Below are 22860 nucleotides of genomic sequence, written 5' to 3' on the forward strand. Positions count from 1 at the left end.
ATGTCAGGCGTCGACCTCGTACCGCCCGGTCTCCAGGAAGTACCGCAGCTCCTCCGGAGTGCCGTCGATGGCGTCCTCGGCGGCCGCGCGCAGTGCCGGACTGATCTTCGGATCGGCCAGGATGCGGGCGATGGCGACGCGGTCGTCCTCGGCCTGGGCGAGTCGGTAGCCGGTCTCGAGGAAGGCGCGCAGGGCTTCCGGGGTGTTGGTGTCGAGGGCCTTGCCGGCTTCTCGTTTGACGCCCCGTCCGGAGTCCGGGTCGCCGATGATGCGGGCGATGGCGACGCGGTCGTCCTCGGCCTGGGCGAGTCGGTAGCCCGTCTTGAGGAAGGCGCGCATGTCCTCCACGGTGCCGTCGAGGGCCTTGTTCGCCTCCCTCGTGACGCCCCGTCCGCTGTCCTCGTCGGCCATGATGCGCAGGATCGCCATCCGGAGCTCTTCCTCCGACATCTCGTCCACCGGCGTGCCGTCCGCCGGCGCCGCGGCCGTCACGGCGGCTGCCGCAGGAGCCGGGCCGGCGGCCACGGCCGGGGTGGCGAGCAGGAGGACAGGGGTCAGGGCGGCGGCGAGGGCCAGGGCACCGCGGGTGCGTCTCATACGTGAACCTGCTTTCGAAGCAGAGGAGTTCGGAGCAGCCATCCTCACATCCCCCGACGCGCGGAGCAGAGTGTCTCCGGGCGCTACCTGACAACTCCCAGGGTCACTTCTTCCCCGGCGGGCTGTACTCCTTGAGGTAGTGCGCGACGCGGTCGGCGTAGGCACGGGTGTCCGGGGGAACGCCGCCCGCGTCGTTCACCGTCTTGTACGACGTCCGGTACGAGGCGGCGACCAGTACTCGCCTCTCGCCGCGCAGTTCGGGCTCCAGGCGCGGGGCGATCCAGCACAGGTAGCGGCCCATCGCCGGGATGGACTCGGCGGGCGGGAACGGGGGTTGGGGGACGGCCTCGCCGGGGGTGCCGTCCTCGTTCATCCACCAGCGCAGCACGCGCGGGGTCCAGCGGGCGATGCCGTACTCGTCGTTGGCGGGGTCGGAGAGATCCGGGTCGAAGTCGCTCTCCACCTTCAGCATGGCGGCGATCAGGACCGGGGTGACGTCCCTCTGGTCGCAGTCGTGCGCCGTCTCCACGATCAGCAGCCGGTAGGCGGGCGGGATGCCCCGGTCGGTGCGCAGGTCGGAGGCGCCGTACGTGGCGGCCGAGACGTTCGCGGTGGCGCCGGAGCCACGGCCGCCGGGGCCGCCGTCGGCCCAGACACCGACGCCGTACGCAAGGGCGGCGAGGGAGCCGGCGGCCACCGCCGCCGCGACGGACGTACGGAGCACCCGACGGCGGGCCGGACGCGGCCGGGGCAGCCGGAAGGGACGGTGGGAGGTCCCGGCGGCAGCCGCCCGGGCGCGGCGCAGCAGCGCCTCGCCGGTGATGCGGTCCCGGTGCGACCGGGTCAGACAGGCGCGTACGATCTCCCGCCAGTCGTCGGCCAGTTCGGGCGACAGGCGCAGCTCGTCGGTACCGCGGGCGTAGGCCGCCGCCGCGTCGCGGCGGGCTGTCGGGGTGGCGCCGGGCAGCGGGAAGGAGCCGGTGAGGACGAGGTGGGCGAGGACTCCGAAGGCCCACACGTCGGCCGACGGGCGGATCCGGCGGCCCCGTTCGCCGATCTCGGTCCACAGCAGCTCGGGCGGCGTGTAGTCGGGCGTGGAGAAGGCCGGGGTGTAGGCGTGGGTGCCCTCCAGCTCGGCCGCCATGTTGAAGTCGGCCAGCCGGACCGAACCGTCCTCCATCAGCAGCACGTTGGCCGGCTTCAGGTCGCCGTGCACCCAGCCGGCGTCGTGCAACTGGGCCAGCCCCTCGCAGATCTGCGCGAGCAGAGCGGGACCCGCCTCGGGCCGGGGCACCGCCGTGAGCAGGGCGGACAGGGAGCCCTTGGCCCGCTCCAGGACGAGGACGGTGGCGCCGTCCAGCTCCGGGCGGCCCGGGTCGTCGACGGTGAGCGTCTCGTACATCCGCACCAGCCGCGGGTGTTTCAGCCGCCGGTACAGCGCGACCTCCCGCTCGATCAGCTCGCGCAGGTGGGTGAGCCGGCGGGGCGTGGCCGTACCGGTGGGCAGGAACTTCAGGGCGGCGGTCCGGGGCAGCTCCGCGCTCTCACCGACGCGCCGGGCCGCGTACACACTGCCGAAGGCGCCGGTCGCGATCGGCTCGCGCACCTCCCAGACGCCGACCCGGTACCCCTTGGGCACCGGCACGGCGTAGGGCTCGTTCACCGCGTCACCCGGCCCGACGGGGCGGCCAGGACGACCAGGTCGTCCTCCCGGACCAGGTCGAAGCGGAGCGCCAGGGAGACCAGGGACTCCTTCTTGCCGTTGAGCCGCGGGCCCGTGTCCGCGCTCTCCGGGCCCGGTTTGAGGCGCAGCTTCACGGCGAGGTAGTCGATGTTCCACTGCACGGCCGTGCGGGACGCGGCGGGCCAGATGGGGCGCAGGCGCTCGGCGACCTGGTCGACGGTGGGCAGCGGGGCGTGCGGGGCGCCGCGCAGGCGCGGTTCGCACAGGGCCGCCAGGACCGCGAAGTAGCGCTTGGAGCGGTCGACCGAGAAGGCCGGCGCGGTCGTGGCGCCGTCGAGGCCGCCCGTGCCGCTGAGGTAGTCGTGGCGCGGCGCCCACACCTCCAGCGTCAGCAGATCGCCGGCGGCGGGCAGCACGATCCGCGAGAACTCGAAGGGGATCGGCGCGTCCAGCCGCCCCGGCGCCACTTTGACGTGTTCGCCCGCGCCCTCCGGGTTCTCCACCACGTAGGTCTGTTCGCGGCTGAGGTTGCTCAGGATCCAGAAGGCGCCCTGCGCGGTGATCTCACCGGCCCGGCGGGAGACCCCGTCGTGGGCGATGGGCAGGTCGTTGTCGTGCGCGGACCGGCCGAAGGTGAGGCGTTCGCCGGGCGCGAGTCTGCGCTGGGTGCGGTTTCGCTCGTCCTCCGTGGTCGGCGGAGGTACCACGATGATGCTGAACAAGGTGCTCTCCCCGTGCCTGCACAGCTACCACCGTCAGACTAGGGCGACGCACCAGGGCCGTGTCCCCCTCGTACGGGTGAGACACGGCCCTTGGGTGTGATTGGCGTGAACTGGTCCGCTCGCCGGGGACGGTTCAGTAACGGGGGCGGTTGAACCAGGCCTTGCCGTTGGCGTTGCCGACGAACACCGCGACCAGGACGGCCAGGATGGTGTGCACCAGGCCCATGATGACGAACGGGTAGATGCCGAGAACGGCCGTGATGATGGCGAAGACCAGGATGGTGATCCGGGCGCCGTTGCCGCCGTTCTTGAACTTCGTGGCCAGGACGGCGGCGAACACCAGCCAGGCCAGGCCGAACACCACGTAGCCCCAGATCAGGCCGGTCGACTGGCCGACCAGGTCCTGGAAGGCGGTGTTGTCCTGGAGGGACTCGTCGTCCTTCGCGGCGTTGATGGCGGCGGCGGCGAAGGCGAGGAGCGCCACGGCGACGACCTGCAGGCCGACGATCACCCACACCATCACGCGGGCGGCGCTCACCGAGCCCGGCATCGTGGTCGGCGCGGCGGGGCCGGCGCCGTAGGGGGAGACCGGAGGGGCCTGCGGGTAGCCGTAGCCGGGGGCCTGGCCCTGCTGCTGCGGGTAGCCGTAGCCCGGCTGCTGCGGCTGCTGCCCCTGGGGAGCGCCGTAGGGGTTGTTCGGGTCGCCGTAGCTCATGGCTGACTTTCCTCCGTTGGTGTTTCGAGTGCGGGGACGACGCGGGTCATCCGCACGGAGGAGAAGTACTTCGTATTGCGACCGTCCCCCCGTTGAACTGCCCGCGGCACTTGTCATGTCATCGTTCTGCACCGGTGACGGGCTTGTCCAGCCGCATTCCCGATGTGTTGTGCAAGTGCAACATCACTGATCATGGGCGGATACGGGAGGAGCGGCCCCCGGTGCCCGGATTGTGGCCGGATTGGAACCGTGGGCGGGTCATCCGCGAGGATGGGGTCATGACCGCCCAGATTCTCGATGGCAAGGCCACCGCAGCCGCGATCAAGTCCGATCTGACCGCCCGCGTGGCGGCGCTGAAGGAGAAGGGCGTCACGCCCGGCCTCGGCACGATCCTGGTCGGGGACGACCCCGGCAGCCAGAAGTACGTCGCCGGCAAGCACCGTGACTGTGCGCAGGTCGGTATCGCCTCGATCCAGCGCGAGCTGCCCGCGACGGCGACGCAGGAGGAGATCGAGGCCGCCGTCCGCGAACTGAACGAGGACCCGGCCTGCACCGGGTACATCGTGCAACTGCCGCTCCCCAAGGGCATCGACGAGAACCGCATCCTCGAACTGATGGACCCGGACAAGGACGCGGACGGACTCCACCCGATGAACCTCGGCCGCCTGGTCCTGAACGAGCCGGCCCCGCTGCCCTGCACCCCGAACGGCGTGCTGACCCTGCTGCGCCGCTACGGCGTGGAGATCAAGGGCGCGGAGGTCGTGGTGGTCGGCCGGGGCGTGACCATCGGCCGGCCGATGCCGCTGCTGCTGACGCGGCGCAGCGAGAACGCGACGGTGACCCAGTGCCACACCGGCACGCGTGATCTGTCGGCGCACCTCAAGCGCGCGGACATCATCGTCGCCGCGGCCGGTTCCGCTCATCTGATCCGCGCCGAGGACGTCAAGCCGGGCGCGGCCGTCCTGGACGTCGGCGTCTCCCGCAGCGCCGAGGGCAAGATCGTGGGCGACGTCCACCCCGACGTGGCCGAGGTCGCCGGCTTCATCTCCCCGAACCCTGGCGGAGTCGGCCCGATGACCCGCGCCCAGCTGCTCGTCAACGTGGTCGAGGCGGCGGAGCGCAGTGTCGGCTGAGCGGAGCGCGCGCAGCGCGGCGGCGGGCGGCGGGAGCGTGGAAGGCACCCGGGCCGGGCGGAGCGGCCTGAGCACGGAGGGCGCTCCGGGCGGCCCGAGCGCCTCGGACGAGCCGGATGCGCAGGCCGGCCCGAGCGCCCCGGCCGAACGAGCCGAGTCGGATGAAGGGGACGAACCGGAAGACGGTGAGGACGACCTCACCGTCCGGGACCCGGTCAGCGCGCCCGACGCCGAGGGGCGGCCGCGGCGGGTGACCCGGCGGTTTCCGCTGTTCACCAGGGACACCGCGCGACCCGAGGGCGGTGGCCGGGCCGTGTCCGGGGACGCGCCCGCGCCGGTGCGGCAGTGGCCCGTGCTCGCCGTGCTGGGGCTCGTGGGACTCGGGCTGCTGGTGACCGCCTTCGACCAGTTCCGCATCGGGACGCTGCTGATCGGCGCCGCCCTGCTGGGCGCTGGGGTGATGCGCTGGCTGCTGCCGGACGTCGGCATGCTCGCCGTCCGCTCCCGCTTCACGGACATCGTCACGTACGGCGTGCTGGGCTTGACGATCGTCCTGCTGGCGCTGATGGCGCAGCCGAAACCGTGGCTGCAGCTCCCGTTCCTCAAGGACACGCTGCACTTCACGGTCACCAGCGAATGACCCGACGGCGGTCCGTCCTCTCCCCCGAGGAAGGACGGGCCGCCGCCGCGCACCAACCTTCCTGCACGGCGAACGGCCTGTTCAACGGCTGTCAGAACGCTGTGGCACGGAAGTGACGGTTCCGGTACTTCCTCTGGCGGATTCCGCACGAAGTGGTGCGACAACGGGGTTGGCGTGGACAATCGGGACGGTCCAGGGTGTATCGCGCGCGGTCTGCACGCTTCTGTGCGCCCCCAGTCGGGGAACTGAGATCCTGAGTGTGCGCATCCCTGTGGGTAACCACACGGGGGACTCGGCCAAGGCCGCCAACGCGCGGGGCGAACAGCGCGGGAAATATCAGCACGACCGGGGGGAAGAGGGGGAAGCAATGCCTCGTTGGAAGGCCTTGCCGGATGAGCTCGATCCACAGATCAGGGAGTTCACCAGCCAGCTGCGCAGACTCGTGGACCGCAGTGGTCTGAGCATCGCGTCGGTGGCGGACCGCACGGGCTACAGCAAGACGTCCTGGGAGCGATATCTGAACGGCCGGCTGCTCGCGCCCAAGGGCGCGATCGTGGCGCTGGCCGAGGTGACCGGGACCAATCCGCTGCACCTGACCACCATGTGGGAGCTCGCCGAGCGCGCCTGGAGCCGCTCGGAGATGCGGCACGACATGACGATGGAGGCCATCCGGATCTCCCAGGCGCGCGCCGCGCTCGGGGAGTTCGGCGGGCAGGACTTCGGCGACCCGTCGGCCGGCTCCAAGACCGGCGGTACGAGGGCCTCCGGCGGCAAGTCCGCTTCGGGCGAGTCGGCGTCCGGGGGGGACGACAAGCCCGCCCGCAGGAGCGGCAGTGCCACGGTCACGCCGGGTATCGCGGGGCCGGCCGGAGTGGCCCCGACCGTGCCGCCGCAGCCGACGGCGCCCGAGGTCCAGGACTCCTCCACCAGCGGTGGTGTGCGGGAGGAGGGCGGCCGGGGCGGTGCGAGCGGGGTCAACTCGTGGGGCATCGCCGGGTACCAGGGGCCGTCGCCGTCGGGCGGACGCTCCGCCGGCACCGGTGCCGGCGCGGGCAGTGGCATCGGGTCCCGGCCCGGTGCGGGGGGCGGCACTTCCGCAGGGGCGCCCGACGGGCCCGCGCGGACGCCGGGTGCGGGCGCGGGCTCGCAGCACCGGCCGCCGCAGGGCGCCGCGCCGGGCGGTACGAAGGGCCCCGGCGGGGGCAAGCGGCGGACCGTGACGTTCCTCGCGGGTGTCGTGGGCGTGCTCGTGGTGATCGCCGGCGCGTTCTATCTCACCGGTGGCGGTGGCGACGACGAGGCCAAGGGCGGTGCCAAGTCGCCCAAGCCGAGCGCCACCACGAACCCGGAGCTGCCGCCCGGTGTGAAGTGCAGCGGCGACAGCTGCACCGGCAAGGACGCGGAGAGCATGGGGTGCAGTGGTGACCTGGTGACCACGGCACAGACCGCGACCGTCGGCACCACCGTCGTGGAGGTCCGCTACAGCGAGACCTGCAAGGCTGCCTGGGGCCGTGTCACCCAGGCGACCCAGGGCGACGAGGTCCAGATCAGCGCGGGCAAGGCGAAGCAGACCGGCAGCATCACCGTCGCCGGCGACGCGATCGCGTACACCCCGATGGTGGCGGTGAAGAACGCCGCCGACGCCAAGGCCTGCGCGACCTTGGCGTCGGGGCAGCAGGGCTGCACGGAGTAGGCCGCCGGGCGGCGTGGCGGACGGCTGGGGTCGGCCGGTGGGGAGCGTTCGCGCAGTTCCTGGCGTCCCTTTCAGGGGCTCGATGGGGTTTGTCGGGGTGCGCGTCGCGGGCGGCGGGTGCGGGGCGGTGGGGGTTGTTCGCGCAGTTCCCCGCGCCCCTGGAGGGCGCTGCCGACAGGTCCCTTCCAGGGGCGCGGGGAACTGCGCGACCAGCCACGATGGTGCCGCGGTCGGCCTGGTGTCCGGCTCTGGTGGACCGGGCCGAAAGAATTCCGGAGACGGAGGCATGGCCGGGGGAATCGGGGGCACGCGAACCGTACCCCCACGGGAGTCCGGCAGAGTCGGTTCCCCCCGGCGGCCGCCCCAGTCCACCTCTCCCGGACGGGCGGCCGCCTTTTGCGTGGGCTCCGGGAGGGTTGTGGGGTGGGCCACACCGACCCGGCCGTGCGAGATACCGGATGCGCGATAGCCTGACCGCTGGTGGATCTCTTGATACCAAGAGATCGATCAGACGTCCGGGGCAGGGACCGCCCCACCGCCAGCTGTCATACGGAGAACGCCATGACCCGCACTCCCGTGAACGTCACCGTCACCGGCGCGGCCGGCCAGATCGGTTACGCCCTGCTCTTCCGCATCGCCTCCGGTCAGCTCCTCGGCCCGGACGTGCCGGTCAAGCTGCGCCTCCTGGAGATCACCCCGGCGCTCAAGGCCGCCGAGGGCACCGCCATGGAGCTTGACGACTGCGCGTTCCCGCTCCTCCAGGGCATCGAGATCTCGGACGACCCGAACGTCGCCTTCGACGGCGCCAACGTCGCGCTGCTCGTCGGCGCCCGCCCCCGTACCAAGGGCATGGAGCGCGGTGACCTCCTGGAGGCCAACGGCGGCATCTTCAAGCCGCAGGGCCAGGCCATCAACGCCCACGCCGCGGACGACATCAAGGTCCTGGTCGTCGGCAACCCGGCCAACACCAACGCCCTGATCGCCCAGGCCGCCGCGCCGGACGTACCGGCCGAGCGCTTCACCGCGATGACCCGCCTCGACCACAACCGCGCGCTGACCCAGCTCGCGAAGAAGACGGGCTCGACGGTCGCCGACATCAAGCGTCTGACGATCTGGGGCAACCACTCCGCCACCCAGTACCCGGACATCTTCCACGCCACGGTCGCCGGCAAGAACGCCGCCGAGGTCGTGAACGACGAGAAGTGGCTGGCCGAGGACTTCATCCCGACCGTCGCCAAGCGCGGCGCCGCCATCATCGAGGCCCGTGGCGCCTCGTCGGCCGCCTCCGCCGCGAACGCCGCCATCGACCACGTCTACTCGTGGGTCAACGGCACCGCCGACGGCGACTGGGTCTCCATGGGCATCCCGTCGGACGGTTCGTACGGCGTGCCGGAGGGTCTCATCTCCTCCTTCCCCGTCACCACCAAGGACGGCAAGTACGACATCGTCCAGGGCCTGGACATCAACGAGTTCTCCCGCGCCCGGATCGACGCCTCCGTCAAGGAGCTCGAGGAGGAGCGCGAGGCGGTCCGCGGCCTCGGCCTCATCTGACCCGAGCCGCATCCCACGTGCGCTCACCCACCGATCCCCGGGCCGCCGTAGCGGCCCGGGGATCGGTGCGTCGGCACTCTTGACATTCCGCTTCTGTGCCGCGCCGCGGTCCCCTATGCTGATGGCCCTTCAGTTGGATTGTCACAGAAGGTTCTTTCGCGCACAGGGGGAGTGGCGTGAGCACCGCACACGTGCCGCAGCAACCAGAACAGACGCAGCCGGGGACTCCTCCGGAGCCCCCACCCACTCCGCCCCACGCGAGCGAGGCCACCCGGCTGCTGTGTGCGGGCACCTACCTGGATTCCGGTTACCGCGACCGCGTCATCGAGGAGCTGTACCTCAACGAGCAGCGGATCGCGGCGCCCTCGCTCGGCTACGACGCGGCTCGCGTCCTCGCTCACGCGCTGCGCGCCCGGCGGCAGGAACTGCTCTGGTCCGCCGCCGTCATCGGGCTGTGGGTGGTGGGGATTCCGCTCAGCGGCGGGCTGCTGGCCGGCTTCCTGTGGCCCAGCGTGCTGCTCGCGCTGGCGCCCTGGATCAGGGGCCGCGGGAACCAGCCGCCCCTGTACCGGCGGATCGCCGCCTTCCTGTTCCGCTGGTGGGGCCGACTCGTCTTCGCGGCGCTGTCGGTCCTCATGGTCGTCGTCGCGTTCGGAGGCGGCTCGGACGACGACTCCCCGTACGGGTCCTCGTACGGCTCGTACGACCCCTACGGCTCCGGCGGCTCCGACACGCCGGACTTCACCGACCTCGTGGTCCCGAGCACCGACGGTGCCGACCTGGTCGAGGCGTGGCAGGCCTGGTTCGGGATCGGTGTGCTCGTGCTCATCGCGCTGTGCGTCGCCGCCCAGCGCAACCAGTTCGCCCGCGCGCTGGCCGCCGAGCTCTCCCGGGCCCGCTTCCCGGATGCCGCCGGCGACCCCGCGGAGAACGCCGAGGGCGAGCGCTTCAAGCGGCTGATGCGGCGGATCCGGCTGGAACAGCACGCGCCGCTGGTCATGTACAACGAGGCGAATCCGTTCCGCGGAGCGGGAGCGGCGTACGACACCTGGGTGCTCGCCGTCGAACTCCGGCCCGATCAGGCCAAGGAGCAGCACCCCCTCAGCAACCGGGTGATCCTGAACCGGATCCTGCCGCTGCTCGAACAACTGCGTACGCCCTCGGAACACGCCGGGGCCGCGGTACGCGACCGGCTGCGCCGGCTGGAGATCGACGAGTGTGTCTTCCTGCCCGCCGAAGGCCTTCACCAGCGTGACCAGGCTCCCTACAGTCCGCAGGACTTCGAGCAGCACCGGGCGCGCGCGGTGGAGGAGGGCGCCGAGAAGCGGCGCCACTTCCTGCGCATCCGGGTCGGCGGCTGGGAGGAGGAACTGGTCGTCACGGTCTTCGTGCGCATCCACACGCAGGGCCGCATGCTCATGCTGGAGATCGCCCCGCATGTGCTGACCCCGGTACGCGCGGACTTCAAGGACGCCGACCGCGCCTCCCACCGGTTCCGCAACAACAACGTGGTCGGCAAGGCGGCCGGGGCCGTCGTGCTGGTGCCCCGCTCCGCGGGCAGTGCCCTGGCCACACTCGGCCGGGGCCTGGTGTACGGCTGGCGGCTGCTGACCGGCGGTTACGCGGGAGCGCTGCCCGACGGGCCCGCCGTCTCCGTCCGGGAACTGGCCTCGGTGGCCGAGGGGTCCACTTTCCAGGAGATGGACGTAGCCCGCTACCTGCGCAGCGTCCAGGACCGCATCGCGAACGGCGTGCGGCTGGCCCTGGCCGAAGCCGGTTACCAGACCGGCGAGTTCGTGCAGAAGATCGTGAACATCAGCAACGGCGCCGTGCACATCGGGCGCGCGGACAACTCCTCCTTCGCGTTCGGCGAGCACGGCAGCGCCACCACCACGAACAGCGGCCCGGCGCCGCAGAAGGGATCCGACTAGCGATGGCATCCGACGAACCGTCCGTCAGCATCAACCGGGCGGACAACTCCGCTTTCGCGTTCGGCCGGCACGGCAACGCCACCACCAACAACGTCGTCCAGGGGTCGCGCGACGAGTCCGCCGAGGAACTGCTGCAGGCGGTACGCGAGGTGCGGGGCGACCTGCAGCGGATGCGGGAGAGCGAGCAGCGCGCGCGACTGGACGAGGCCCTCGCGGAGACCGAGGACGAGATCAACCGCACCGGTTCGGCCGGTGCGGGCCGTCTGCAGCGGCTGCGGGAGGTGCTCGGGGACACCGAGACCGTCCTGTCGGCGTTCGCGTCGGCCGGAGCCCTGGCCGTTCTGCTGGGGATGTGACGTACGGGAGGAGAGGGACGCGATGAGCGGGGGACAGCGGTACTGGAACGAGGAGACCCAGCGCTGGGTGGACGGCACCGAAGGGGCGGCCCCGGCCACCCCGCCGCCCCCACCCCGCCCGGATGCCGCGCCGCCCGCGCAGCCCGGGCCGGGCGCGCCGGGTGACGATCGGCCGGAGGGTGTCACACCCCCGGATCCGCACCGGACGAGTCCCGGCATACCGGGCCCGCACCAGCCGGGCCTCGACCAGTCGAGCCCCGGGCAGCCTGGCTTCGGGCAATCGGGGGTCGACCAGCCTGGCCTCGGGCAGCCAGGTCCCGACCAGTCGGGCCCGCACCAGCCGGGCCTCGACCAGCCGCGCCTCGGGCAGCCAGGTCCCGAGCAGTCGGGCCCGCACCAGCCGGGCCTCGACCAGCCTGGCCTCGGGCAGCCGGGCCTCGACCAGCCTGGCCTCGGGCAGCCGGGCCTCGACCAGCCTGGCCTCGGGCAGCCAGGTCCCGACCAGTCGGGCCTCGGGCAGCCGAGCCCCGGGCAGCCCGGCCCGCCGTGGCCGGTCGCCGGCGCCTGGTCCGTTCCCGAGCCGCCGCAGGCGCCGCCGCACGCCGGTTTCCGGCCGCTCCAGGGCCCGACGGTGCCCGTCCCGGTCGCCACCCGCGGACCTGGCCGCCGGCTGGTGTGGTCCGTGCTGGGCGGCGCCGCCGCGGTCGGTGTCGCCGCAGCCCTGGTGCTGACGTCCCTGGCCGGAGGTGACGACGGCGGGGACGACCGCGCCGACGGCAACGCCCCGAGCGTGCCCTCCACGGCCGAACCCTCCACGGCCGAGCCCTCGACGTTGGCCACCGAGGGCGCTGAGCCGTCCGCCGACGAGACCGCCTCGCCGTCCTCCCCGGCCACCGAGCCCCCCGCCGGCTACGAGCTCTACGACGACGCCGAGGGCTTCGCCATCGCCCGGCCCGCGGGCTGGACGCGCTCCTCGGTGGCCTCCCAGCACGGCATGGACGTCGTCAGCTACCGCAGCTCCGACGGCGAACGGCGGATGCAGGTGTTCGAGGTGGCGGAAGCCACCCCCGACGAGTCCTTCGAGCTGTTCCTCTCCGACCGGACCCCGAAGGCCGACGGCTTCCAGCGGCTCACCCTGGAGAACCTGGACGACGGTGACTTCACCGGCACGCGGCTCGAATACCTCGCCGACTCCCTCAAGGGCGCGCCGGACGTCGGCACCTGGCACGTCGTGGACGAGCGGTTCCTGGCCGCGGACGGCAAGGTGTACGCGATCGCCGCCTACGGTCCCGACGCCGACGGCCGCGACGACGAGCGCGAGCTGTTGCGGACCGCGCTCGGCCACTTCTGCCCGCCCCGCACGACCTGCGGGAACACCGGCTCCGACTGAGCCTTCGCCGCACCGTCCGCCCCATCTTTCCTGGGTGTTTCGCCCCTGTTTGCCCCCATCTTCAGTGACACAGCGCACTTTCGGCCATGGATCGTGCATGCATCCGGAGGGTGGGGGCAGGCGCACTCGGTCTCTTAGTGACACGTGTGTGACACAAGGGCGCTGATCAGGAACGGAAGGCGAAAGCGGTCATGGCGGAAAGCAACGTACTTCAGGCGCGAAGCACCATCCACGCGGGAGGGGAGTGGCGTGCCGCCGTCTCCGGTGCCACCCGCGAGATCCTCGACCCCGCGGACGCCCTTCCGTTCGCCGTTGTCGCGGAGGGTGACGAGAAAGACACCGACCTGGCGATCGCCGCCGCCCGGCGCGCCTTCGACGAGGGCGACTGGCCCCGCACGCCCGTCGCCGAGCGCGCCGCGCTGCTGAGGCGCGTCGCCGACCTGCTGGTGCGCGACCGCGAGGAGCTGGGGCGGCTGGAGGCCCAGGACGCGGGCAAGACCGTCGAGGAGGGCCGCGTCGACATCGACTGCGTCGCCGACGCCTTCCGCTACTTCGCCGACCTGGTCGCGGGCGAGGCCCCCGGCCGGGTCGTGGACGCGGGCTCGCCCGACATCCACAGCGTCGTCGTGCACGAGCCCATCGGCGTCTGCGCGATGATCACGCCCTGGAACTACCCGCTGCTGCAGGCCAGCTGGAAGATCGCCCCGGCGCTCGCGGCGGGCAACACCTTCGTCATCAAGCCGAGCGAGATCACGCCGATGACGACCATCGCGGTCATCGAGCTGCTGGTCGAGGCCGGGCTGCCCGCCGGCGTCGCCAACATCGTCACCGGGCCCGGCCACTCGGTCGGCGCGCGCCTGTCCGAGCACCCCGATGTCGACCTGGTCTCCTTCACCGGCGGTCTGGTCAGCGGCACCAAGGTCGCCCAGGCCGCCGCGCCCGGCGTCAAGAAGGTCGCCCTCGAACTCGGCGGCAAGAACCCCAACGTGGTCTTCGCCGACGCCTGCGCCACCGAGGAGGGCTTCGACACCGCCGTCGACCAGGCCCTCAACGCCGCCTTCATCCACAGCGGCCAGGTCTGCTCGGCCGGCGCCCGCCTCATCATCGAGGAGTCGGTCCGGGACCGCTTCGTCGCCGAACTCGCCCGCCGCGCCGGGAAGATCCGGCTCGGCCGCGGCACCGAGGACGGCGTCGAGTGCGGCCCGCTCGTCTCCGAGCAGCAGCGCGCCAAGGTCGAGATGTACGTCGAGTCCGCCCTCAAGGAGGGCGCGGTGCTGCGCTCCGGCGGCAAGCGCCCCGAGCCGTCCCCGCAGCGCCCCGAGAACGGCTACTTCTACGAGCCGACCGTCCTCGACCACTGCCACCGCGAGATGCGGGTCATCCGGGAGGAGGTCTTCGGACCGGTCCTCACCGTCGAGACCTTCCGCACCGAGGACGAGGCCGTGACCCTCGCCAACGACACCGAGTACGGCCTCGCGGGCGGCGTCTGGACCTCTGACGCGGGCCGCGCCCGGCGGGTGGCCGGCCGGCTGCGGCACGGCACGATCTGGATCAACGACTTCCACCCCTACCTGCCGCAGGCGGAGTGGGGCGGCTTCGGCAAGAGCGGAGTGGGCCGGGAGCTCGGCCCGGCCGGACTCGCCGAGTACCGAGAGACCAAGCACGTCTACCAGAACCTCGCCCCGAAGCCGGTGCGCTGGTTCGCGGGCTGACCTCCCTCACCCTTCGAGCCCGACCTCTTCGTCCCCGCTGGTTCATCCCCTCTGGAGCAAGTACGCCATGTCCCACACCAGTCACGAGTACGACTATGTCGTGATAGGCGGCGGAACCGCAGGTTCCGTCATTGCCTCCCGTCTGACCGAGAACCCCGACGTCACCGTCGCCGTCATCGAGGGCGGCCCCAGCGACGTCGGCCGCGACGACGTGCTGACCCTGCGCCGCTGGATGGGCCTGCTGGGCGGCGAGCTCGACTACGACTACCCGACCACCGAGCAGCCACGCGGAAACTCGCATATCCGGCACAGCCGCGCCCGGGTCCTCGGCGGCTGCTCCTCGCACAACACCCTGATCGCCTTCAAGCCGCTGCCGGCCGACTGGGACGAGTGGGAGGCCGCCGGCGCCAAGGGCTGGGGCGCGGTGCAGATGGAGGCGTACTTCGCGCGCCTGCTCAACAACGTCGTCCCGGTCGACGAGAAGGACCGGAACGCCATCGCCCGCGACTTCGTCGACGCGGCCCAGGAAGCCCTGGGCGTGCCGCGCGTGGAGGGCTTCAACAAGAAGCCGTTCACCGAGGGCGTCGGCTTCTTCGACCTCGCCTACCACCCCGAGAACAACAAGCGCTCCTCGGCGTCGGTGGCGTACCTCCACCCGGTGATGGACGAGCGTCCCAACCTGACGATCATGCTGGAGACCTGGGCGTACAAGCTGCAGCTCGACGGCAACCGCGCCGAGGGCGTCCACGTGCGCACCAAGGACGGCGAGGAGATCCTCGTCAAGGCCCGGGGCGAGGTCCTGCTCTGCGCCGGCGCGGTCGACTCGCCCCGGCTGCTGATGCACTCCGGCATCGGCCCGAAGGCGGACCTGGAGAAGCTCGGCATACCCGTCACGCACGACCTGCCGGGCATCGGCGAGAACCTGCTCGACCACCCCGAGTCGGTCATCGTGTGGGAGACCAACGGCCCCATCCCGGAGAACTCCGCGATGGACTCCGACGCGGGCCTCTTCGTGCGACGCGACCCCGAACAGCCGTACCCCGACCTGATGTTCCACTTCTACCAGATCCCCTTCACGGACAACCCGGAGCGCCTCGGCTACCAGCGGCCGGAGTTCGGCGTCTCGATGACCCCGAACATCCCCAAGCCCAAGAGCCGCGGCCGGCTCTACCTGACCAGCGCCGACCCCGAGGTCAAGCCGGCCCTGGACTTCCGCTACTTCACCGACGAGGACGACTACGACGGTCAGACCCTCGTCGACGGCATCAAGATCGCCCGTGAGATCGCGAAGACCGAGCCGCTGGCCGGCTGGCTCAAGCGCGAGGTGGCGCCCGGCCCGCACGTGACCGACGACGCGGAGATCAGCGAGTACGCCCGCAAGGTCGCGCACACCGTCTACCACCCCGCGGGCACCTGCAAGATGGGCGACCCCGACGACCGGCTCGCGGTCGTCGACCCCGAGTTGCGCGTCCGCGGGCTTGAGGGCATCCGCATCGCGGACGCCTCCGTGTTCCCCACCATGACCACCGTGAACCCGATGATCGGCGTGCTCATGGTCGGGGAGAAGGCCGCCGAGCTGATCGGTGGTGGTGACCGGTGACCGAGATACCGACCCTCGAACCCCCCACAGAGGAGCAGAGCATGGACACCACCCCCGTCTTCTCGGTGGAGGGCCTGTGGAAGGTGTTCGGCCCCAAGGCCGAGCGCGTCCCCGCCGACCCCGAGCTGACCGCCCTCGACCCCGCCGAGCTGCGCTCCCGCACCGGCTGCACGGCCGCCGTCCGCGACGTCAGCTTCGATGTCCGCAAGGGCGAGGTCTTCGTCGTCATGGGCCTGTCCGGCTCCGGCAAGTCCACGCTGGTGCGCTGTCTGACCCGGCTGATCGAGCCGACGGCCGGCACCATCGCCATCGACGGCGAGGACGTCCGCGCCATGGACCGCTCCCGGCTGCGCGAACTGCGCCGCCACCGCGCCGCCATGGTCTTCCAGCACTTCGGCCTGCTGCCGCACCGCACCGTCCTCGACAACGTCGCCTACGGCCTGGAGATCCAGGGCATGGGCAAGGCCGAGCGGCGGGAGCGCGCCGCCGAGGTCGTCGCCAAGGTCGGCCTGGAGGGCATGGAACACCGCCGCCCCAGCCAGCTCTCCGGCGGCCAGCGGCAGCGCGTCGGCCTGGCCCGCGCGCTCGCCGTCGACCCCGCGGTCCTGCTCTTCGACGAGCCGTTCAGCGCCCTCGACCCCCTCATCCGGCGCGAGATGCAGGAGGAGGTCGTCCGGCTGCACCGCGAGGAGGGCCGCACGATGGTCTTCATCACCCACGACCTCCAGGAGGCCCTCAAGCTGGGCGACCGCATCGCCTTGATGCGCGACGGCAAGGTCGTGCAGCTCGGCACGCCCGAGGAGATCGTGGGCTCGCCCGCCGACGACTACGTCCGCGAGTTCGTCCGGGACGTCCCGCGCGAGCAGGTCCTCACCGTCCGCACCGCCATGCGCACCCCCTCGGCGGACCTGGACGGCAGCGGACCGGCGATCCCGCCCGAGGCGACGGTCTCCGAGGCGATCGAGGCCGTCGCCCGCGCAGGCGCGCCGGCCCGGGTCGTGGATGAGGGCCGGTGCGTGGGCGTGGTCGACTCCGACACGCTGCTCGGTGTCGTCGCCGGCACGGAGCAGCCCGCTCCGCCCGGGACGGAGCGGTCCAAGGAGGCGGTGTGATGGCGACCATCACCGCGAACCCGCCCCGGGTCGGACTGCCCGGCCTCCTCAAGCACCGGGCCGTGCACAAGCTGCTGCTCCTCGCCCTGGCCGCCGCGGTCCTCGTGCCGCTGGCCAACGCCCGCTGGGCGAGCGGAAGCTGGCCCACCGCACTGACCGTCGACTTCTCCGAGCCGCTCGCCAAGGCCAGCGACTGGATCATCGACAACCGCGACAGCCACCCGCTGTTCCTGTACTTCTTCGGCCACGTCAGCAATGTTGTCGTCATCGCCGTACGAGCCGTCTACCTCGGCCTGCTGGCCGTCGGCTGGGCGGGCGTCACGGCCCTGGGCGCGCTGGTCGCCTGGCGCGTCGCGGGCCTCCGGCTCGCGCTCGGCACGGGCGTCGCGTTCCTCGCCTGCGGCCTGCTCGGCATGTGGGTGCCGACCATGCAGACGCTCGCCCTGATGGTCGTCGCGGTCCTCGCGTCGGTCGTGGTGGGCGCGCTGCTCGGGCTCGCCGCCGGGCTGTCCGACCGGATGGACCGCATCCTGCGCCCCGTCCTGGACACCATGCAGGTCCTCCCGGCCTTCGCCTATCTGCTGCCGGTCGTGCTGGTCTTCGGCATCGGCGTCCCGGCGGCGGTCCTGGCCACCGTCATCTACGCTGCCCCGCCCATGGCCCGGCTGACCTCGCTCGGTCTGCGCGGCGCCGACAAGGAGGTGCTGGAGGCGGTCGAGTCGCTCGGCTCCACCGCGCGCCAGCGGCTGCTGACGGCCCGTATCCCGCTGGCCCGCAAGGAACTCCTGCTCGGCCTCAACCAGACGATCATGATGGCGCTGTCGATGGCCGTCATCGCGGCCGTCATCGGTGCGGGCGGTCTCGGGGACCGTGTCTACCAGGCGCTGGCCTCGGTCGACGTCGGTGCCGCGCTCGCCGCCGGTATCCCGATCGTGCTGCTGGCCGTCGTCCTGGACCGCGTCACGGGCGCGGCGGGGGAGAAGCTCGGCGCCGAACCCGAGCCCCGCAGCGGCCTCGGCTGGCTGTACGCACTGGTCGCCTTCGCCGCCGTGGCGGTCGCCGGGCGGCTCGTCGGCCGGCTCGACTGGCCCGAGTCGTGGGTCGTCGGCATCGCCGAGCCCGTCAACCGCGCGGTCGACTGGATGACCGCGCACCTCTACTCCGGCGTCCCCGTCATCGGCGGCACCGCGGACTGGGCGGGCCACTTCACCACCTGGGTGCTCGACCCGATGCGCGACGGCCTGCAGGGGCTGCCCTGGTGGTCGGTGCTGCTGATCGTTGCCGCCCTGGCCTGGGTCATCGGCACCTGGCGCACCGCGCTCACCGCCGTCCTCGCCATGGCCGCGATCGGCGTCCTCGGCGTATGGAAGCCTTCCCTCGACACCCTCTCGCAGGTCCTCGCCGCCGTCGCCGTCACCCTCGTCCTCGGCTTCGCCGTCGGCATCGCGGCCGCCCGCAGCGACCGTCTGGAGCGGCTGCTGCGCCCGGTCCTGGACGTCTTCCAGACGATGCCGCAGTTCGTGTACCTGATCCCGGTCGTCGCCCTGTTCGGCGTCGGCCGCGCCCCGGCCGTCGCGGCCGCGATCGTGTACGCGCTGCCCGCCGTCGTCCGCATCACCACCCAGGGCCTGCGCCAGGTCGACCCGGCCGCGCTGGAGGCCGCCGGCTCGCTCGGCGCGACCAGTTGGCAGCAGCTGAAGCAGGTGCAGCTCCCGCTGGCCCGCCCGGCCCTGCTGCTCGCCGTCAACCAGGGCCTCGTCCTGGTCCTCGCCGTCGTCGTCATCGGCGGCCTGGTCGGCGGTGGCGCACTCGGCTACGACGTGGTCTTCGGCCTCGCCCAGGGCGACCTGGCGACCGGTCTGGTGGCCGGCGCGGCCATCGTCTGCCTCGGCCTGATGCTCGACCGGGTGACCCAGCCCACCGAACGGCGCGCGAAGAAGGGAGCCTGACATGCGAGTCCGTACGACGGCCATAGCCGCCACCGTCAGTTCCCTGGCGCTGCTCACCGGCTGCGGCGCGGCCGACATGACCAAGCAGGCCTCGCCCTTCGCCAACGCGCAGGGCGCCAAGTCCGTCACCCTGTCCGTGCAGTCCTGGGTGGGCGCGCAGTCCAACGTGGCCGTCGCCCAGTACCTCCTGGAGAACGAGCTGGGCTACCGCGTCGACACCGTCCAGGTCGACGAGGTGCCCGCCTGGGACGCGCTCAGCCAGGGCCGCGTCGACGCGCTCCTTGAGGACTGGGGCCACCCCGAGCAGGAGCAGCGGTACGTCAAGGACAAGAAGACGATCGCGCCCGGCGGCGGCCTCGGTGTCACCGGGCACATCGGCTGGTTCGTCCCGACGTACTTCGCCAAGAAGCACCCGGACATCACGAACTGGAAGAACCTCAACAAGTACGCCGACCAGTTCCGTACCCCGGAGAGCGGCAGCAAGGGCCAGCTGATGGACGGTTCGCCGTCCTACGTCACCAACGACAAGGCGCTGGTGAAGAACCTGAAGCTGGACTACCAGGTGGTGTTCGCCGGGTCCGAGGCGGCGCAGATCACCCAGATGAGGCAGTTCGCCAAGGAGAAGAAGCCCTTCCTCACCTACTGGTACTCCCCGCAGTGGCTGTTCGAGAAGGTCCCGATGACCGAGGTGAAGCTGCCGCCGTACAAGGAGGGCTGCGACGCCGACCTGGAGAAGGTCGCCTGCGCCTACCCGCACACGCCGCTGCAGAAGTACCTCAACGCGGACTTCGCGAAGAACGGCGGCAAGGCGGCGGCGTTCCTGAAGAAGTTCAAGTGGACGACCGAGGACCAGAACGAGGTCTCCCTGATGATCGCCGACAAGAAGATGACGCCGGAGGAGGCGGCAAAGAAGTGGGTGGACAGCCACAAGTCCACGTGGAAGAAGTGGCTGCCCTGACGCCCCCTCACGTCAACTGAGCGGCGATCTCCCGCAGGGCCCCGGTGGCCCACCGCTGGAGTCGTGGCCCGAAGGTGATCCGGGTGGCCCCTCGCGCGCCGAGTTCGGCGGGCGAGGGGCCTTCGCCGATCAGGGCTCCCACGTTGACGGGCCCCTGGATCCCGGCCCGCAGCAGCGGCAGCACCTCCGCCGGGGCCCCGATCGGGTAGACGCAGTCGGCGCCCGCGGCGACGTACAGCGCGGCCCGCTCGATGGTCCGTCCCGGATCGGTGACTCCGCGGGCGAAGGTGTCCACGCGCGCGTTCACGAAGAGCCGCTCACCGGCTGCCTCCCGCACCTCGGCCAGCCAGTCGGCGTGCGCGCGGGGGTCCTTGAGCACCCCGTCCTCGGAGTCCTCCAGATTGCAGCCCACCGCCCCCGTCTCCAGCAGCCGCTCGACCAGCTCTTTCGGGGCGAGCCCGTAGCCGCCCTCGACGTCCGCCGACACCGGCACGTCGACGGCCCGGACGATCCGGGCGACCGCGGCGAACATCTCGTCGGCCGGGGTCCGCCCGTCCTCGTACCCCAGAGACGCGGCGACTCCGGCGCTGGGCGTGGCGAGAGCCGGGAAGCCCGCCTCCACGAACACCCGGGCACTGGCCGCGTCCCAGGGGCCGGGCAGGACCAGTGGATCGTCGGGCACTCGGTGGTGGTGCAGGGCGCGGAACGCGTCCACCTTGCTCACGGCGTGTACCCCCCTGGCGGAATCCGGCGGCTCACCATCACCCGGTTCCAGTTGTTGATGGCGACGACCAGCCCGATCAGATGCGCCAGCCGGGCCTCGTCGAAGTGCTTGGCGGCCCGCTCGTACACCTCGTCCGGCACGAATCCCGCCGTCAGCAGGGTCACCGCCTCCGTCAGCGCCAGCGCGGACCGCTCCCGCTCGTCGAAGACCTCCTCGGCCTCCTCCCACGCGGCCAGCATGTCGAGCTTCCGCTCACTCACGCCGTACTCGCGGGCGAGCGCGAGATGCATGTCGAGGCAGAACGCGCACTGGTTGAGCTGCGAGGCGCGGAGCACGACGAGTTCGGCCAGGGCCGGATCGCCGAGGCCCTTCTTCGCCACCGCGCTGAGCGTGGACATGGCCCGGCCCACCGCAGGGTCGAGCAGCCGGGTCCGTGCCGTCACTTGTACTGGCCCGGCTGGTAGTGCCCGGGCGCCATCCGGCAGGTCACGCCGAACCGGTTCCAGGCGTTGATCACCGTGATCGCGGCGATCAGCTGCGCCAGCTCCGCCTCCTCGAAGTGCCGCGCGGCCCGCTCGTACACCTCGTCCGGGACGAACCCGTCCGTCAGGACCGTCACGGCCTCCGTCAGCTCCAGCGCCGCCAGCTCCTTCTCGGTGTAGAAGTGCCGCGACTCGTCCCAGGCGCTGAGCTGCACGATCCGCTCGACGCTCTCGCCCGCCGCGAGGGCGTCCTTGGTGTGCATGTCGACGCAGAAGGCGCAGTGGTTGATCTGGGAGGCGCGGATCTTCACCAGCTCGTACAGCGTGTGGTCGAGGCCCTGCCGGGCGGCGGTGTCGAGCCGGACCATCGCCTTGTAGACGTCGGGTGCGTGCTTGGCCCACTCCAGGCGGGCGGGCCGCTCGGGGGCGTACTCCACCTTCGTGGCGTTCTCGGTGTGCGTCGTCATGCCCTCGACCCTAGGAAGGAGGCAGCCCAGGAGTATGGTCCATTTCCATGGCGGAACCATGGGCCACTTTCGGCGTCGACCTGCACGTGGAGCCGACCGGCCCGGGCCTGCGCCGGGGGCTGACCGACGCCCTGCGCGAGGCGGTGCGCTCCGGCCGACTGGCCCCCGGCACCCGGCTGCCCTCCTCCCGCGCGCTCGCAGCCGACCTGGGCATCGCCCGCAACACGGTCGCCGACGCCTACGCCGACCTCGCCGCCGAGGGCTGGCTCACCGCCCGGCAGGGCTCGGGGACCCGGGTCGCCGCCAGGACGGTCGTCCCGCCGGCCGGTACGGCGCCCCACCCCCGCGCACCCGCACGCCCGGCCTACGACCTGCGCCCCGGCAGCCCCGACCTCGCGTCCTTCCCGCGCACCGAGTGGCTCAAGGCCGCCCGCCGCGCCCTCACCGCCGCCCCGTACGACGCGCTGGACTACGGAGACCCCCGGGGCCGCGCGGAGCTGCGGGCCGCGCTCGCCGGCTACCTCTCACGGGCCCGGGGCGTACGCGCCGACCCCGAACGCATCGTGGTGTGCGCCGGGTTCGCGCACGGCCTGAAGCTGCTCGGCACGGCCCTGCGGGCACGCGGGGCACGGACCGTCGCGGTCGAGTCGTACGGGCTCGACGCGCACCGCAGGCTCCTCGCCGCGGCCGGCCTGGACACCACCCCGCTGCCCTTCGACCAACTGGGCACGGACCCGGGCGAGTTGTCCTGGGCCGACGCGATCCTCCTCACCCCCGCCCACCAGTTCCCCATGGGCGTGCCCCTGCACCGCGACCGCCGCGCCGCCGTGGTGGACTGGGCGCGCCGCACCGGCGGGCTGGTGCTGGAGGACGACTACGACGGCGAGTTCCGCTACGACCGTCAGCCCGTCGGCGCGCTCCAGGGCCTGGACCCCGACCGGGCGGTCTATCTGGGCACCGCCAGCAAGTCCCTCGCCCCCGGGTTGCGACTGGCCTGGATGGTGCTGCCACCGGGCCTCGCCGAGGAGGTCGCGGCGGCGAAGGGCCGCGTGGACACCTGCGGGGTGCTGGACCAGCTGACGCTGGCCGAGTTCCTCGCCTCCGGGGCCTACGACCGCCATGTGCGCGCGACCCGCCTGCGCTACCGCCGCCGCCGGGACGCCCTGGTCGCCGCCGTCGCGGCCCGTGCTCCCGGGGCCCGGGTCACCGGCATCGCGGCCGGTCTGCACGTCCTGCTGCGGCTGCCGCCCGGCACCGAGCAGTCCGTGGTCCAGGCCGCCCACTGGAGGGGGCTCGCGCTCCACGGACTCGCCCGCTACACCAACCCCGCCGCGCAGGCCGCGCCGGTCGACGCCCTGGTCGTCGGATACGGGACCCCGCCGGACCACGCCTGGTCCGGGGCGCTGGACGCGCTGTGCGCGGTACTGCCCGGATAAATCACATC

At 72.2% G+C, this 22860-nt stretch carries 19 protein-coding genes and 1 pseudogene; 12 read left to right on the plus strand and 8 right to left on the minus strand.

The genetic code is table 11. From position 1 onward, the window contains the following. Positions 1–3: 3 nt before the first annotated feature. The 4 genes from ACFZBT_RS06400 to ACFZBT_RS06415 all read right to left on the minus strand — a co-directional run bounded on the left by ACFZBT_RS06400 (position 4) and on the right by ACFZBT_RS06415 (position 3718). On the minus strand, positions 4–597 hold the full coding sequence (locus ACFZBT_RS06400; protein WP_391099096.1) for an ALF repeat-containing protein: 594 nt from the start codon (positions 595–597) through the stop codon (positions 4–6). A gap of 103 nt (positions 598–700) precedes the next feature. Continuing rightward, positions 701–2260, minus strand: coding sequence for a protein kinase (locus tag ACFZBT_RS06405; protein ID WP_391099098.1), 1560 nt, complete (start codon positions 2258–2260; stop codon positions 701–703). Next, on the minus strand, positions 2257–3003 hold the full coding sequence (locus ACFZBT_RS06410; RefSeq protein WP_391099100.1) for an FHA domain-containing protein: 747 nt from the start codon (positions 3001–3003) through the stop codon (positions 2257–2259). The genes ACFZBT_RS06405 and ACFZBT_RS06410 overlap by 4 nt, the downstream gene beginning before the upstream one ends. Positions 3004–3136: 133 nt before the next feature. Further along, the gene (locus tag ACFZBT_RS06415; protein WP_391099102.1) at positions 3137–3718 is read right to left on the minus strand and encodes a hypothetical protein; all 582 of its coding nucleotides are present in this window, start codon (positions 3716–3718) and stop codon (positions 3137–3139) included. 278 nt (positions 3719–3996) lie between these two features. Here ACFZBT_RS06415 and ACFZBT_RS06420 point away from each other — a divergent pair, with 278 nt between their 5' ends. The 6 genes from ACFZBT_RS06420 to ACFZBT_RS06445 all read left to right on the plus strand — a co-directional run bounded on the left by ACFZBT_RS06420 (position 3997) and on the right by ACFZBT_RS06445 (position 11022). Continuing rightward, a complete protein-coding gene (locus tag ACFZBT_RS06420) occupies positions 3997–4851 on the plus strand; it encodes a bifunctional methylenetetrahydrofolate dehydrogenase/methenyltetrahydrofolate cyclohydrolase (RefSeq protein WP_059423424.1) in 855 nt (284 codons plus the stop codon). A gap of 67 nt (positions 4852–4918) precedes the next feature. Next, positions 4919–5491, plus strand: coding sequence for a DUF3017 domain-containing protein (locus ACFZBT_RS06425; RefSeq protein ID WP_391099853.1), 573 nt, complete (start codon positions 4919–4921; stop codon positions 5489–5491). Positions 5492–5858: 367 nt separating this feature from the next. Further along, entirely contained in the window at positions 5859–7184 is a 1326-nt protein-coding gene (locus ACFZBT_RS06430) for a DUF2690 domain-containing protein (protein ID WP_391099104.1), read from the plus strand. A 561-nt stretch (positions 7185–7745) separates the two neighbouring features. After that, entirely contained in the window at positions 7746–8735 is a 990-nt protein-coding gene (locus ACFZBT_RS06435) for a malate dehydrogenase (protein ID WP_189722787.1), read from the plus strand. Positions 8736–8911: 176 nt separating this feature from the next. Beyond that, on the plus strand, positions 8912–10666 hold the full coding sequence (locus ACFZBT_RS06440; protein WP_391099106.1) for a hypothetical protein: 1755 nt from the start codon (positions 8912–8914) through the stop codon (positions 10664–10666). 2 nt (positions 10667–10668) lie between these two features. Beyond that, complete coding sequence (locus ACFZBT_RS06445; protein WP_391099108.1) at positions 10669–11022, plus strand: hypothetical protein; 354 nt, start codon at positions 10669–10671, stop codon at positions 11020–11022. Positions 11023–11368: 346 nt separating this feature from the next. Here ACFZBT_RS06445 and ACFZBT_RS06450 read toward each other — a convergent pair. Next, positions 11369–12511: pseudogene (locus ACFZBT_RS06450) on the minus strand (pentapeptide repeat-containing protein); the annotation flags it as partial. 92 nt (positions 12512–12603) lie between these two features. On the opposite strand from ACFZBT_RS06450, the gene ACFZBT_RS06455 reads away from it, so the two are divergent. The 5 genes from ACFZBT_RS06455 to ACFZBT_RS06475 all read left to right on the plus strand — a co-directional run bounded on the left by ACFZBT_RS06455 (position 12604) and on the right by ACFZBT_RS06475 (position 19743). Further along, the gene (locus ACFZBT_RS06455; RefSeq protein ID WP_391099110.1) at positions 12604–14124 is read left to right on the plus strand and encodes an aldehyde dehydrogenase family protein; all 1521 of its coding nucleotides are present in this window, start codon (positions 12604–12606) and stop codon (positions 14122–14124) included. Positions 14125–14191: 67 nt separating this feature from the next. After that, the gene (locus ACFZBT_RS06460; protein ID WP_391099113.1) at positions 14192–15724 is read left to right on the plus strand and encodes a GMC oxidoreductase; all 1533 of its coding nucleotides are present in this window, start codon (positions 14192–14194) and stop codon (positions 15722–15724) included. A 41-nt stretch (positions 15725–15765) separates the two neighbouring features. Next, on the plus strand, positions 15766–16836 hold the full coding sequence (locus ACFZBT_RS06465) for a betaine/proline/choline family ABC transporter ATP-binding protein (protein ID WP_391099116.1): 1071 nt from the start codon (positions 15766–15768) through the stop codon (positions 16834–16836). Then, positions 16836–18785, plus strand: a complete 1950-nt coding sequence (locus tag ACFZBT_RS06470; protein WP_391099118.1) for an ABC transporter permease subunit — start codon at positions 16836–16838, stop codon at positions 18783–18785. The genes ACFZBT_RS06465 and ACFZBT_RS06470 overlap by 1 nt, the downstream gene beginning before the upstream one ends. A 1-nt stretch (position 18786) precedes the next feature. Further along, entirely contained in the window at positions 18787–19743 is a 957-nt protein-coding gene (locus ACFZBT_RS06475) for a glycine betaine ABC transporter substrate-binding protein (protein ID WP_391099120.1), read from the plus strand. Positions 19744–19750: 7 nt separating this feature from the next. Here ACFZBT_RS06475 and ACFZBT_RS06480 read toward each other — a convergent pair whose 3' ends face one another. The 3 genes from ACFZBT_RS06480 to ACFZBT_RS06490 are packed head-to-tail and all read right to left on the minus strand — an operon-like array spanning position 19751 to position 21416. Next, positions 19751–20467 (minus strand): isocitrate lyase/phosphoenolpyruvate mutase family protein, encoded by a 717-nt coding sequence (locus tag ACFZBT_RS06480; RefSeq protein WP_391099123.1) that lies wholly within the window; start codon positions 20465–20467, stop codon positions 19751–19753. After that, complete coding sequence (locus ACFZBT_RS06485; RefSeq protein ID WP_391099127.1) at positions 20464–20910, minus strand: carboxymuconolactone decarboxylase family protein; 447 nt, start codon at positions 20908–20910, stop codon at positions 20464–20466. The genes ACFZBT_RS06480 and ACFZBT_RS06485 overlap by 4 nt, the downstream gene beginning before the upstream one ends. Continuing rightward, complete coding sequence (locus ACFZBT_RS06490) at positions 20907–21416, minus strand: carboxymuconolactone decarboxylase family protein (protein ID WP_391099130.1); 510 nt, start codon at positions 21414–21416, stop codon at positions 20907–20909. Before ACFZBT_RS06490 ends, ACFZBT_RS06485 begins: the two co-directional genes overlap by 4 nt. A gap of 47 nt (positions 21417–21463) precedes the next feature. Here ACFZBT_RS06490 and ACFZBT_RS06495 point away from each other — a divergent pair, with 47 nt between their 5' ends. Then, positions 21464–22852 carry an aminotransferase class I/II-fold pyridoxal phosphate-dependent enzyme gene (locus ACFZBT_RS06495; RefSeq protein ID WP_391099132.1) on the plus strand — a complete coding sequence of 463 codons (1389 nt, stop codon included), beginning with the start codon at positions 21464–21466 and terminating at the stop codon, positions 22850–22852. The last annotated feature ends 8 nt before the right edge of the window (positions 22853–22860 follow it).

It is taken from the genome of Streptomyces sp. NPDC008137, assembly GCF_042957035.1.
Lineage (GTDB): Bacteria > Actinomycetota > Actinomycetes > Streptomycetales > Streptomycetaceae > Streptomyces.

Coding starts and splice junctions, on each gene's coding strand:
- ACFZBT_RS06400 (WP_391099096.1), bottom strand. CDS start 597: ATGAGACGCACCCGCGGTGCCCTGGCCCTCGCCGCCGCCCTGACCCCT.
- ACFZBT_RS06415 (WP_391099102.1), bottom strand. CDS start 3,718: ATGAGCTACGGCGACCCGAACAACCCCTACGGCGCTCCCCAGGGGCAG.
- ACFZBT_RS06420 (WP_059423424.1), top strand. CDS start 3,997: ATGACCGCCCAGATTCTCGATGGCAAGGCCACCGCAGCCGCGATCAAG.
- ACFZBT_RS06430 (WP_391099104.1), top strand. CDS start 5,859: ATGCCTCGTTGGAAGGCCTTGCCGGATGAGCTCGATCCACAGATCAGG.
- ACFZBT_RS06435 (WP_189722787.1), top strand. CDS start 7,746: ATGACCCGCACTCCCGTGAACGTCACCGTCACCGGCGCGGCCGGCCAG.
- ACFZBT_RS06445 (WP_391099108.1), top strand. CDS start 10,669: ATGGCATCCGACGAACCGTCCGTCAGCATCAACCGGGCGGACAACTCC.
- ACFZBT_RS06455 (WP_391099110.1), top strand. CDS start 12,604: ATGGCGGAAAGCAACGTACTTCAGGCGCGAAGCACCATCCACGCGGGA.
- ACFZBT_RS06460 (WP_391099113.1), top strand. CDS start 14,192: ATGTCCCACACCAGTCACGAGTACGACTATGTCGTGATAGGCGGCGGA.
- ACFZBT_RS06465 (WP_391099116.1), top strand. CDS start 15,766: ATGGACACCACCCCCGTCTTCTCGGTGGAGGGCCTGTGGAAGGTGTTC.
- ACFZBT_RS06470 (WP_391099118.1), top strand. CDS start 16,836: ATGGCGACCATCACCGCGAACCCGCCCCGGGTCGGACTGCCCGGCCTC.
- ACFZBT_RS06475 (WP_391099120.1), top strand. CDS start 18,787: ATGCGAGTCCGTACGACGGCCATAGCCGCCACCGTCAGTTCCCTGGCG.
- ACFZBT_RS06490 (WP_391099130.1), bottom strand. CDS start 21,416: ATGACGACGCACACCGAGAACGCCACGAAGGTGGAGTACGCCCCCGAG.
- ACFZBT_RS06495 (WP_391099132.1), top strand. CDS start 21,464: ATGGCGGAACCATGGGCCACTTTCGGCGTCGACCTGCACGTGGAGCCG.